Source organism: Streptomyces sp. NPDC006314 (assembly GCF_040613075.1).
Classification (GTDB): Bacteria; Actinomycetota; Actinomycetes; order Streptomycetales; family Streptomycetaceae; genus Streptomyces.
On the sequence record NZ_JBEXRL010000001.1, the window covers coordinates 125,580 to 137,912 of the forward strand.

General features: G+C 64.7%; 10 protein-coding genes and 1 tRNA gene. 6 read left to right on the forward strand and 5 right to left on the reverse strand.

Translation table 11 applies throughout. The features are described 5' to 3' along the window. Positions 1–315 precede the first annotated feature (315 nt). A complete protein-coding gene (locus tag ABZ079_RS00560) occupies positions 316–2,739 on the reverse strand; it encodes an AAA family ATPase (RefSeq protein ID WP_356937157.1) in 2,424 nt (807 codons plus the stop codon). A 683-nt stretch (positions 2,740–3,422) separates the two neighbouring features. Here ABZ079_RS00560 and ABZ079_RS00565 point away from each other — a divergent pair. The 3 genes from ABZ079_RS00565 (at position 3,423) to ABZ079_RS00575 (ending at position 7,202) form a co-directional block, all read left to right on the forward strand. Further along, positions 3,423–3,842 (forward strand): hypothetical protein, encoded by a 420-nt coding sequence (locus tag ABZ079_RS00565; protein ID WP_356937158.1) that lies wholly within the window; start codon positions 3,423–3,425, stop codon positions 3,840–3,842. Then, the gene (locus ABZ079_RS00570) at positions 3,839–6,280 is read left to right on the forward strand and encodes a tetratricopeptide repeat protein (RefSeq protein WP_356937159.1); all 2,442 of its coding nucleotides are present in this window, start codon (positions 3,839–3,841) and stop codon (positions 6,278–6,280) included. The genes ABZ079_RS00565 and ABZ079_RS00570 overlap by 4 nt, the downstream gene beginning before the upstream one ends. A 268-nt stretch (positions 6,281–6,548) precedes the next feature. Beyond that, positions 6,549–7,202: a hypothetical protein gene (locus tag ABZ079_RS00575; protein WP_356937160.1), complete on the forward strand. Its 654-nt coding sequence runs from the start codon at positions 6,549–6,551 to the stop codon at positions 7,200–7,202. Between the two features lie 1,171 nt (positions 7,203–8,373). Here the strand turns inward: ABZ079_RS00575 and ABZ079_RS00580 are convergent. From ABZ079_RS00580 to ABZ079_RS00595, 4 genes are all read right to left on the reverse strand, one after another. Further along, positions 8,374–8,676: a hypothetical protein gene (locus tag ABZ079_RS00580; protein ID WP_356937161.1), complete on the reverse strand. Its 303-nt coding sequence runs from the start codon at positions 8,674–8,676 to the stop codon at positions 8,374–8,376. Continuing rightward, entirely contained in the window at positions 8,673–9,416 is a 744-nt protein-coding gene (locus tag ABZ079_RS00585; RefSeq protein ID WP_356937162.1) for a GntR family transcriptional regulator, read from the reverse strand. Before ABZ079_RS00585 ends, ABZ079_RS00580 begins: the two co-directional genes overlap by 4 nt. Then, entirely contained in the window at positions 9,413–9,637 is a 225-nt protein-coding gene (locus ABZ079_RS00590) for a hypothetical protein (protein ID WP_356937163.1), read from the reverse strand. The genes ABZ079_RS00585 and ABZ079_RS00590 overlap by 4 nt, the downstream gene beginning before the upstream one ends. A 526-nt stretch (positions 9,638–10,163) precedes the next feature. Next, complete coding sequence (locus tag ABZ079_RS00595) at positions 10,164–10,442, reverse strand: hypothetical protein (protein WP_356937164.1); 279 nt, start codon at positions 10,440–10,442, stop codon at positions 10,164–10,166. A 79-nt stretch (positions 10,443–10,521) separates the two neighbouring features. Here ABZ079_RS00595 and ABZ079_RS00600 point away from each other — a divergent pair, with 79 nt between their 5' ends. The 3 genes from ABZ079_RS00600 (at position 10,522) to ABZ079_RS00610 (ending at position 11,902) form a co-directional block, all read left to right on the forward strand. Then, positions 10,522–11,277, forward strand: a complete 756-nt coding sequence (locus ABZ079_RS00600; protein ID WP_356937165.1) for a GntR family transcriptional regulator — start codon at positions 10,522–10,524, stop codon at positions 11,275–11,277. Positions 11,278–11,370: 93 nt separating this feature from the next. Continuing rightward, positions 11,371–11,748, forward strand: coding sequence for a hypothetical protein (locus ABZ079_RS00605; protein WP_356937166.1), 378 nt, complete (start codon positions 11,371–11,373; stop codon positions 11,746–11,748). A gap of 88 nt (positions 11,749–11,836) precedes the next feature. Continuing rightward, positions 11,837–11,902 (forward strand) — tRNA-Arg (locus tag ABZ079_RS00610). Positions 11,903–12,333 lie beyond the last annotated feature (431 nt).

Genomic DNA, 12,333 nt, shown 5'->3' on the forward strand with positions numbered 1-12,333 from the left:
TGCCTCCGGCGGGGGGATCGGCCGGCACCGGGATGGAGGGGGCGCCGTCGCCGACTGCGGCTCCGTGGGTGGCGTGCGCGGGGAGCTCCCATCCCGTCCGCCGTCGACCCAGGCAAAGCCGAGCAGACGCGGCCCATGGCGTCCAGGTCGTTCGTACAGTGGCGCGCTCCACCTGGACGCCATGGACCACGCCCGCTCCACGGTGTGTGGGTCGACGGCGGACGGGATGGGAGCTGGGTGAGTGATGGTTAACGAAGTTGGTCGGCTCCGGCTTCTCCTAGATAGCATCCGGATCAGCGGTTCACGCGGTTTCGATTAGAGTTTGATATTGGATGGGCACCTGTGAGATCCACACTCCTTGCCCTCGTTGACCCACCTCCGACAGTCAGGGCAACGAATTGCTGAGTAAAGATCCAGAACCGCTCTGCCGAAATGACGAGCCTCATTCATGCTCAGTTCAAGCACCTTTGGATCGGCGTGTGCCGCCAGGTTCCGCAAAGCTCGATCGGCCGCCAGATTTGCGAGTTCCGCCTCAAGGCGTGTGTTATGCAGTGAGGACTGCGTAGCGGTCCAGAGGTCGGCAAGCATGTGTCGACCATCTCTCTTGTATGGGACCATTAGGCTGAAGCGCGCGCAAAGCTCTCTGCACAGGTGTTCCAGCAAAGGACCAGCGCGACCAACAATTCCCTCCGGCTCGCCGTGATCTAGCATGAACATGAGGTCTTTCGACAGCACATCCACACCCGGCTGCTGAAGTATCGGCCCCTCCGTAGCGTCCCAGGATCTGATTTGGTGCTCAACGAACCTGTGTCCGTGCGCACTGAACAGGGACCGCAACCGCTCCATCCAGAGCCGGTCGTGAACGGTGAAAATCAACTGCCAATCCTGGAAGTTGCTCAACAGATGGTTGACGAAGTCCTGTCGCACGCCGGCGTCTACACTCTGTAGGACGTCGTCTAGAATGAGGACTCGCGCCTGCCCGTGTTCGGCTGCCTTTTTCGCGACGGAGGTGAAAAAGAGTAGAGCCAACAGATCCCTGTACGCCTCCGAGAAAATTTGTTGCGGGAAGCAGCTTCGTCCATCGCTTAGCCCCACGCGGATATCGAGCGACAGTGGGCCAGACCTGCCAAACAGGATATCGATCCGCTCAACAGAGTGCTCACGGCATATCGCCCTAAAGGCGTGAGTGACCTCATCGGCGACCCCCTTCAAAGCTACCTTAACTAGGTCAACTTGGTCCCGGTGCAGAGCAGGATTGAGTAGATTATCTTTTGCCGCGAGCTCCTTCTTGATGCTCCGCATATCTGTGTGAACCTGGGATAGGTTCCTGATCGTGCGAGCAAGCTCCGGATTCATCGCTTCCCAGCCTCTATTTTGCTGGAAGCTGTAGGGTGTCTGTTCCTTGTAGACCTTCTCCTTGATCGCTTTGCTGAACCCTTCTCGACTATCTACATCAGTGGGGCTGACATCCAGGAGCACTGCAAGGCGTTCGGCGTAGGCGGTTCGCTTGATTCGCAGTTCCGTCAAGGTCGCTTCTAGGCGATGAGCCGCTTCGTCGGGGCGAATCGCCAAAGTCTCGGAGCTCGCTGGGAAGTAGTCCAGGAGGATGGTGCCTCGGCTGAGCGCTCCTGTGTCTAGGAAGCGGAGGAGATCAGACCTCTGAATGGTAATAGGTGCAAGGCGGAATCCTGGCCTTACCGTCAGTGGCTCAGCCGCAGTAGTCCCGCCGGCGCTCGTAACGACTTCACGCCGAACCTTGGTGCCGTCCGAAAGCTCCACCAGAGACCAATTGCCGGAGCCTCTAGAGAAAGAGCGCAATGCTGGCGACACGGGCGAATCGTACAAAGTCGAGCGACCAATCCTGCCTTGAAGGGCGAACTCGATCGCATCCACGATGGTTGACTTGCCGGTTCCATTTTCGCCGAAGATCAAAGAAGAAACGGGCTCTTTCTTCAGCAAAAATGGAATTTTCAAAGATCCGGGGGCGCCTCTGATGCCAAAAAGCTCAACTGATCTGATCCGAACTTCACTGTCGGAGCGATCGTAAGCGATGTGAAGACTTAGGCGATCGGCTTGTTCCTGTTGTTCGCTGGCTGCGGCAGCGAGCAGGTCTGCGGCCGACTCGGTAACCTCCGGCGGCGGCAGATCTGGGAGTACGAATAGATCCTTTCTAGTTCCCATGATCTTGGCTTCTTTGAGAATTGCTTCAAGCTTTGCCGCGTCGAAGCCAGGACCAAGGAATCTGAGCCAATCCGCCGAGTCTGCTTTGGTCTTTTCCAGGCTCGCTCGTATCTCAACACGGACAAAGCGAGGGACCTTGATGCCTGCGCTGCATTTCTCTGCTAGTTCCAGCGCGGCGCGTCTTACCTCCGGCGTGGCGTACGTGCGATTCCTGGCGACGTAAAAGCATGCAAAGCATAGTTGAGTTATGGACTCGATCAATTTTTGTGGATCGCGGAATTGTGCAGCGTTATTCGCTAGGCGATCGGCATGAAAGAAGAGAAGTTGTACCTGGTCGCGCCCTCGTACCTTTCGTTCCCTGATTGCCGTCCGGATGGCTTCATCCTCAACAGTTTCCCATCGAGTAATCAGGGGGCGCGGAATCGGTGAAACTTGTTGGCGTGCACGAAGAATTGAAAGCAGCCGGTTCGCTGTCTGCGTGAGTGCTGCGGCATCTCGTTCGAAAGTGCCCGACGCGACGCTCCCGTTTTGCATGGCCCCTCCGATGTCGCTGTCCACTTTGCGAGGTCCCTCGGCGGCTCACCAAGGCAGTCTGGTTCGATCTTGCACGATCACTCCTGGTGTGTCAGGCGAACCGTTCACGAAGAGGGGCACGATCCAGGACGGCAGACGAGGTATGACGCATCTGGAGGCCACCATGCTGAGGGGGCTCTCCCCGCCCTTTGCAGGCTTGCCAGTGGCCAGGTCTTCTGGCGGGCCGTCCTTACCAGGTCAAGGTCCGGCTCGGTGACTGAGGGCCAGCCGACGACTGGTCTTCGCCGGGCCGTCCCTGGGCCGTCCGAGGCCGCTCAACGGCGACCGATGACGACCACTACCGACAGTCGTAGCGACCGACAGTCGCAGGTCACCAAAGTCGATCTGCGACACTGGTAGCACCATGCCCAAGCCCGGAGAACTGAGCTGACGTGCACTGATCGCACCGGAAGCCGCAACGGGTGAGTGTCTTACTGCGTGACAACGCCGATGAACAACGGCGGACGAGCGCGGATGTCTGCGGACCATCGGTGCAGGTGGATGGCACGCCCTCCCAAGGCAGCATCCGTACCGAAGTTGCTTCGGGACGAAGAGGTCTGGCGGTCGGGCGGCGGTGGAACCGCGCGGGGCGATTTAGGCGTTTGGGCTGTGCGAGCGGGGCCGTGTTCCTAGGCTGGGTCACCTGTAGTCGTGAGGTCGGGGGGCAAGTGAGCGCTGAGATCGTGCAGTTGGTGGAGCAGGCGGGGCCGTACCTGACGACTGCGGTGGGCACGTACGGGGCGGCGGTGTTCTCCCGGGCAGAGAGCGCGGCGGCGGATGCCACGGCGAATCTGGGGCAACGCATCCTGCAGACGGTGTGGCGCCGCTGCAACGAGCAGGGCCGGGCAGAGCTGGAGACCGCAATCCAGGATGCGGCCGAGGCGCCGGAGGATGCGGACGCGGCAGCCGCTGTGCGCCAGCAGATCAAGCGTGCGCTGCGTGAGGACGCCGAGTTGCTGACAGAGCTGGCCAGGATATTGCCCGCGGTCGGGGAGACGGTGACCGTGACGGCCTCAGGTGAGCGGTCGATCGCCGCTAGGACCATCACCACGGCCGTGACCGGGGACCACACAACGATCAAACCGTGACAGACAGAGCGGCAGCCGGGGGTGGCGCCCCGCAGGCGACGGGCACCCGGTCCGTGGCGGTGGGCGGTGATGTAAGTGTGGCGATCACCGGGGACGGGGCTCGGGTGGTGATGCTGCCGGCAGAGGCGGTGCGCTGGGCCAAGGAGGTCGACGCGCCACCGGCGGCCGGTAACCTGCCCGGGTCCGCCTCCGGGGTGTTCGTCGGACGCCAGAGCGAGCTCGCAGAGCTGCGCCGGTTGCTGGCCGATCAGGGGGAGGCCGCGGTCACCCAGGTCTCCGGGGTACGGGCGGTCCATGGGCTGGGCGGGATCGGGAAGAGCACGCTCGCCCTGCATTACGCCCACACCTACCGACGTGCGTACACGCTGGTGTGGTGGATCAACGCCGCGAGCACCGAGCAGATCGTTACCAGCCTGGCCGCTCTAGCCTCGCGGCTGTGCCCGCAGTGGGCGGCATCTGCAGGCGTGCCGGAGCGGGCGGCGTGGGCGCTGCTGTGGCTGCAGTGGCACCCCGGTTGGCTGCTCGTCTTCGACAACGTCGAAGACCCCGCCGACCTGCGCCACTACCTCGGCGCGCTCCCAGACGGGCACCATCTGGCCACCAGCCGCACCGCGACCGGCTGGCACACCCTCGCCCCCACCATGCCCCTCGGCCTGCTGGAGGCCGAGGCGGCCGTGGACCTGCTGTGCACTCTCACCTTCGGGGCGGAGCACGCCCCCACGTCGGCACAGTGCCGGGACGCCGCAGACCTTGCCGCCGACCTCGGCTATCTGCCGCTGGCTCTGGAGCAGGCGGGCGCCTACCTGTTCGAGACCGGCACCTTGCTGGCCGACTACCGGCAGATGCTGGGACGCGTCATGGACGCGGCTGCGGGCGGCATCGACCCCGAACGCACCATCGCCCGCATCTGGCACCACACCCTGACCGCCATCGAACGCCGCAACCCCCAGGCCGTCACCCTGCTGAACGCCATGGCATGGCTCGCGCCTGACGCCATCCCCCGCACTCTGCTCGCCCCGTTCTGCCCCGACCCACTCGCTCTCGGCCAGGCCCTGGGCGCGCTGTACGCGTACAACATGATCACCTACAGCGCCGACCGCCAAGCCATCAACGTCCACCGCCTCGTACAGACCGTCCTGCGCCACCAGTCCGCCGGATCCGACGGATATCCGCCCGGCCGGCAGGACGCCGAACACCTCATCCAGCGAGCCGTCTCCGCCGGCAACACAGACACCCTGGAATGGGAACGGCTCCTGCCCCATGTCATCGGCCTCGCCGAGTCCACACCGGCCCATAGCCCAACATCCACCGAGACAGCCGACACCTACGACGCCGCTGCACAGTACCTGCACCACCAAGGGCGTGAAGCCCACACCATCCGACTGCGTACAGCCGCCCTCGTCCAGCGCGAGCAAGCCCTCGGCGATACCCACCCCAGCACCCTGACCAGCCGCAACAACCTCGCAAGCGCCTACGAGTCGTCGGGGGATCTGAAGCGGGCGATACCGCTGTATGAGGCAACTCTCGCCCAGCACGTGGAGATCCTTGGCGACACCCACCCCGACACCCTCACCAGTCGCAACAACCTCGCCTACGCGTACTGGTCGTCGGGGGATCTGAAGCGGGCGATACCGCTGTATGAGGCAACTCTCGCCCAGCGCGAGGAGATCCTTGGCGACACCCACCCCAGCACCCTGACCAGCCGCAACAACCTCGCAAGCGCCTACCGAGCGGCGGGGGACCTGAGGCGGGCGATACCGCTGTACGAGGCAACTCTCGCCCAGCGCGAGGAGATCCTCGGTGGCACCCACCCCGACACTCTGACCTGCCGCAACAACCTCGCAAGCGCCTACTGGTCAGCGGGGGACCTGCAGCGGGCCATTCCGCTTTTCGAAATGGCGCTTGAGCAGCGCGAACGGGTGCTGGGAACTTCCCACCCGGACACCATGACCGGGCGCAACAACCTCGCAAGCGCCTATTTCAAGGCGGGAGACGTAGAGCGGGCCATCGAGCTGCTTGAAACAGTTCTCGCCCAGGCCGAACAAATCCTCGGCGACACCCACCCCCACAGCCTGGCCACTCGCAACAACCTGGCAAGCGCCTACCTCATGGCGGGAGACGTAGAGCGGGCCATCGAGCTGCTTGAAACAGTTCTCGCCCAGGCCGAACAAATCCTCGGCGATACCCACCCCACCACCGTGACCAGCCGCAGGAACCTAGCGGATGCCTACCAGGATTTCGGGGCTCCAGCACGGGCAATCCCACTGTTGGAGACGGCCCTCGCCCGGAGCCAACAGTTTCTGGGCGCCATGCACCCCGACACGCTGACTATCCGCAGCAAGCTCGCTCAGGCGCGCCAGCTCCAGGCTTGCCAGCGCGGAAGTACAGCGACCTCGCTGACTGTAGCTGGCCCCCAGCAACCGCCCACGACCGATTGACCAGCCCGCAAGACCCGATTGACCGTGCAGCAGAGAGTCCGGGACGAAGAGGGTGTGCCAGACGCGTGCCAGATCGTGCGGGAAACCGCGGGGAGCACCGGGGAAACCAAAGGACCCGCCTACCGGCCGCCAACACCTTCCGCTGCAGGTCAGGTCAGCGACAGGCCCCAGATCAACTCAGCTTCCCAAGCTGATGGCTCGCCGTTCGCCCCGTAACGATCAAGCATCATCACGACAGCTGCCACGGCGCCGGTGTGATGATCCCGCCATGGCCAGCGAGGACACTTCAACTCACGGCAGTGGCTCAGCCGTGGGCTCCCCCAAGGAAGCGGCTTCAGCTCTCACGAAGCGCCGTCGTGACCCTGCAAAGAGCATGCTGATCCTCACCGCAGTGCTCTCTCTTGCTGTCGGCGCCGGCCTCGGCTACGCCATTGCGCACTCATCTGGGTCTACAAGCGCCTCGGCGCCTGGAGACGCTCCGATCATTGCCGGGGTCAGCAAGAAGACCGTCTGCAACCTCGTGAGCGGTTCGATGCAACAGCAACTCAGCATCAGAGAGGCATCTCCTATGGCTGAGGAGAAGGGTGGCGCCTCCTGCTATCTGCTGATGACAGAGGACGACGCGGCTGAACCAGCCGGGTTCGTGGTCGCCTTCTACCCCACCACAGAGTCCCTGCAGCAGACGGTGGATGGTACAGACGTAATCCCAGAGAAGGCAGAGCCGTTGCTGATCGAGGGGCGTGCCGCTGCCCGCCAAGTCCTGTACGGCGACGCCTGGAAAGCCCAGCTCACCGTTGATGTAGGTGATGGAGCAACGCTCTACGTTGAACGGTTCGGCCCCAAGGATTCACTGTCGGAGCGAGAGCTCCGACAGTCTGTCGACGACCTAGCCGCAAGTGTTCTCAAGCGTCAGAAAGCGTGAGGTCAGCGAGCGGCCAACCTGGGCCCAGTGCTCGCCAAAACCGAACGCGTCTGTGTGTCCAACTGTGTGACAACGCCGACGCACAGCGGTGGGCAACCGCGGATGTCCGTGGACCGTCACGGCAGGTGAGAAGCACACCGACCCAAGGTCAAGCGCTCACCCAAGTTGCTTCGGGACGAAGAAGTCACCGCGCAATGTCTCGGCACCAGGGTTGCGCCGCCGCAGCTCGATCTAACGGACGTCGATCAGGCAGCGTAGCTGCGGTCGGTGGGGGCCGCGCTGCGCGCGCGCCTGATCGGTCGACGCAAGCGCCATCGTGGCTGACTGTCGTCGGTCGGGGTTCATACCTGGTTCCACCGCACACCGGTGCTCCTCCTTGCCTGGGCCATCCACCGACCTAGCTACGCGTTGTCCTGATTCGACCATCGCGAAGCCCTCAGGCGCCCTACAGTGGCCTAGTCGAGAGCGCTGACCAAGAAGGAGCTCTCATGCGATGCCCCTTCTGTTCAGCGTCCACGGTCGTCGTGGACATCCGCGAAGACGAGCACGGTTCCGTCCGGCGACGTCGGCAGTGTGCCGCATGTCAGCGAAAGTTCACGACCGTTGAGACCGGTTCGCTGGTCGCTATCGCGCGTACCGGAATCACGGAACCCTTTTCGCGGCAGCGACTGATCACAGGCGTCCGCACGGCAGCACACCGAAACGGTCGCGTTGTCGATGCACTCGCTCGATCTGGCAGGTCGAAGAGGCGCCTCCTAGCCAGCCCCGCTATCTGCCGCCAGCCTGAACACCAGTTGATTGAAACCAGCACGAACGGCGCTTGGTCGCCGTTCACGCTGGTTCCTGCTTCGGGCCGGGGCTGATCCAGCGTCGCCGCTCTAGTCATCTGATTCTGCACGCGAGGAGCGCGGTGCGCGGTCCGGCCCTTGAGCGCACCCACGCCTTCATGGGATCACTGATCCACGACCTTGCCATCAACATCCTCAGCGGCGTCCTGGTCAGTCTGGCCGGACTCGCACTCCGGAGGCTGCGTCAACGCCACATCCGCAGGCACAACGAGCTGCCATCATCAACTGAGAGCGATACCGGCGAATAGCGGCGGGCACTTTAGCCCACGGCATCCGACGACGTCACAGCCGTGGGCTTCTTCTGTCCCGCTGGTCAGCGGTCCTCAGGAACGATGTCGGTCGCTCACCGCCATGAGGTGACCGCGGCTGGTTGCAACGCGGAGCACGTCCCGCAATGCCCTGGTCAGTTCCCTCGCCAGCTGGTGCAAGTCCTCCGGGTCGGCGTCCTGGTCGTCGAGGGTGTCCGAGGCATGCTCCAGCAGCTCGGCCGCCGTCCCCAGTTGCACCGCTTCAATGTTGTCGGCCAGGCGGGACATGTAGCTGGCCTCGTCGTCGGTGTCCAAGTAGCAGGGCTTGCCCCCCGGCCCCGACCACGGAAGGAGTCGCAGTTCGTTCGGTGCCGTCATCGTTGGGTTCCCTTCTCATCGGTCACGTCGTGGGTGGTGAAGATCGCGTCGACGCGATCCCCTGGGAACACGAGAAGCGCGGCCTCGACTACTCGACCGGTGGAGTCGGTCGCGACCCGTGTGATCGCGAGGGCTGTGGTCGTTGGGCCGATCCGGAGGGCGGATGCCTCGTCCGGTGTCGGTGTACGAGCACATACCGTCTCCCGGACAGTCGCCGGCGCCGAGCCGAGGACGGCGAATCGCGTGGCCGTATCCCGCCACGAGGAGTCATCGCCCAGCACCCCGGCCGGCGCCAGGTCGCGCGGGACGTAGATGCGGGCCAGGCCGTGTGGAGAGTCCCCCTCGCGGCTGATGCAGAAAAACTCAGCGAGAGGGCTGCCCGTCGGCACCCTGAGCAAGGTCGTCAGGTGGCCGTCGGCCTGCACGGTGGTGGTGCGAACAGTGACGCGCATGGCCGCTTCAGCGGCGGTCCATGGATCCAGCGTTCCCCATCCCCCGACGTACACGATCTTGCGGAGGGAGCGGCGGACGAAGTTGCCTTTTCCGTGGATCTTCTCGACAAGGCCCTCGCCTTGGAGGACTGCGAGCGCGCTTCGCAGTGTGGCCGTACTGACCTTGTATCGGTCGGCGAGGTCTGCCTCGGACGGCAGGCGTTCACCCGGTTTGACTGCGCCGGTTGTGATCTGGCGCCGGAGATCGTCGGCGATGTCGTGATGGCGTGGAGGCACAGACCGGGTCACCGCCTTCTCTGCACGCGAACGGCAACGAGCCGAGTTCGCGCGTGTATGGTCAGCAGCTCGCCCGACTCGAAGAGGAGTCGTTTGGCGCCTTGAGGAAGTTGGATGAGGTCCATGACCCTGCACGCCGTGCCGCCCAGTTGAATGACGTCGCCACGCTGCACGGTGGTCGCCGTGACCTCGACCGTGGAAACCAGCGCGCCGCCCGGTGCCCAGCCGCTCACCGCTGCACCTCCCTGGGCTTTGAGTGGCCCGGGATCGAGTGACACGGGCACGCGCACGTCTCACAGACAACCGGCAGGTCGATGGGCGCGGAGACGGGAGAGGACTCCGTGCAGAGCGGGTGCGTGCCGATACGGCAGGCGGTCGACCGGTAGGGGACGGCCGAGGCGTCGGTGACGCGAAGCTGTTGGCGTGGAGACATCAGCGGGCCCCCGCCAGAGTCGACCAGGCTTCAGCCGGCAGATGGGAAGCGACGACCACCGCTCGTGGCCGTACTCGTGCCTCCCAGGCCATCACGTAGGGGCGGACGAGGGCATTGTCCTCCCCTGCGAGCGGGAGTCGATGGTCGGGGAGGTCGGAAACCCTGCCCAGTGGCCGCCTCGACGCATCGGCCGACGCCGGGAAGGTGGGGGCGACCGTCGACCGCGAGGAGGGCGTTAAGGGGCGGCGGTGCCTGCCCTTGGGGGCGTACCGCGCTCTGGCGAGCGAGACGGCACGGCGGATACGGTTGAGCACGCTGCTCAGCTCCTATCGCTGATGGCTCGGTCCCCCGACATCGCCCGTCGTGGGGACCGCTTTGTGTACGACCGCCCAGAGAGTGCGGCCGTTCAAGCTCGTGGCGAGGAGGCCGAACCGATCGGCGTCCGCCACCACTTCCAGGGCCTCCCGCCATAAGTCGGCAGAGAGCGCTTCCGGTATCTCCGCTTCGACCGATGTGTACCGGTCGTACTCCTCCACGCGCGCGGGAAGCCCAACGGCGTTCAGCCGGGCGACGATGGCCGCCACGCGGGATCCCGAAGCGGGCACAGGGCAGCCTCCGTCAAACGGCGATCACTTTCAGTAAAGCTAGTTAACTAGGTTAGAGCTAGTGGACTAGATTTTCCATATGCCTGAGCAGCCGCCCTATCTCCGCATCGCCGACGAACTCCGGCGCCGGATCGCGGAGCACGTATGGGAGCCCGGGGACCGTCTGCCGTCCCGCGCCCAGATCGGCCAGGAGTACGGGGTCGGCGAGAACGTGGTTCGCCGGGCTCAGGAGCTGCTGATCTCCCAGGGTGTGCTGGAAGGCCGCGCCGGTTCGGGCACGTACGTCGCCGAGCCCCGGCAGCGGGTGCGGGTGGTCCGTTCGTCCGCGCGTGAGCGGCCCGGCGGGTCGCCATTCCGGGCGGACATGAGGGCCCTGGGCAGGCAAGGGGATTGGGATAGCCGGACTGAGGCCAAGGCGCCGGCTCCGGCGGACATCGCAGCGCGGCTCGGCATCGCCGAGGGCGACCTTTGCGTCCGGACGACGTACGAGTTCCTGGCCGACGGCAGGCCGGTGCAGCTGTCCACGAGCTGGGAGCCGTACGACCTCACCGCCGGCACTCTCGTCGTCCTCCCGGAGGGAGGGCCGCACGCCGGGGCCGGGGTCGTGAACCGCATGGCCGCGATCGGTGTCACCGTCAGTCACGCCGTGGAGCAGCCCGAGCCGAGGCACGCGACTGCCGAGGAGGCATCCCTCCTGGGCATCCAGAAGGCCGCGCTCGTCACGCACATCCGGCGGACGTACTACAGCGACGACGGGCGCCCCGTGGAGACGGCGGACATCGTGGTGCCCGCCGCTCACTGCGAGATCGTCTACGAGATCCCGATCAACCGCTAGCCGCGCATTCGGCAGCGAGCCTGCAGCCCCGTGGTGCCACTTGTACGCGGTCTGACGTTGACCTCTTCAGATCACGAACCCGATCATGCGCGCATGAGTAGAGATTGCGAAGTCATAGTCATCGCTTTCGGAGCCCAAGAGGTGATGGAGCCTCTCACCAAGCCTGACGAGCATCGCGAGTGGCATCAGTGCTTTGAGCCCATCCCTGGCATGGATGCATGGGCCATCGACTTCTGGCGACGCAACTGGACGGGACTTCTGCCCCATTTGGAGCAGATGCCCTGGCCCTTCCCGAAGTCGGTTCAGGTCCTGCTGCGGGACCAGGACGACGACTGTTTCGGGCTCTGGATGCTGCATGAGGGCAGGCTCAAGGAAGTTCCGCTCCCCTGCACAGTCAGGGAGGCCGATGACGTGGCCCCGCTGGGTTCGGTACTCACCCGCACCGATCGGGAAGGATGCTCCGTTGTCTGACGACCAACCCGGCGAAGGCTGCCTGTCGAATGCGTGTCGAAGGCGCCGAGGATTTGCGCTCGGCTAGCGGGAAACGCCAGGTCAGACGGGGTACTCCAGTGATCACACCAAGCGCCTTCTAAGCGCTTGGCCGCAGGTTCGAGTCCTGCCGGGGGCGCACGTCTCCGCCCTCCCCTTGGGGAGGGCTTTTTGCTGGTCAGGGCGCACGCCAGCCGACACGACGAAGCCCCGGACACCCTCTCGATGATCAAGGGCGGACTCCGGGCTGTCCGGCTGTCACCGGGTTCGCGGGTGGCCGTGTCGAATACGTGCCGAAGTTCTGGGCCCGACAGGCCAGCCGGCGGACAGCCGCCCGGGGAGATCTCCGGCAGCTTCGAGCCGCCTCTTCAGGTCGGGCAGCCGGCCCTCGATGCATCGGGCATAGGTCGCCAGGAGCACAGCAACGCTGTTCCCAGCCCACCCGGCCACCCGAACGGGCGGGATCCCGTCGTTTAGCCACTTCGTCAGGCGCGTGTTCCGGTTGTCATATACGCGCCGGCCGGTGGGCGGCTCGGAGACGTGCGGGGAGCCGCACGGCCTCACGCG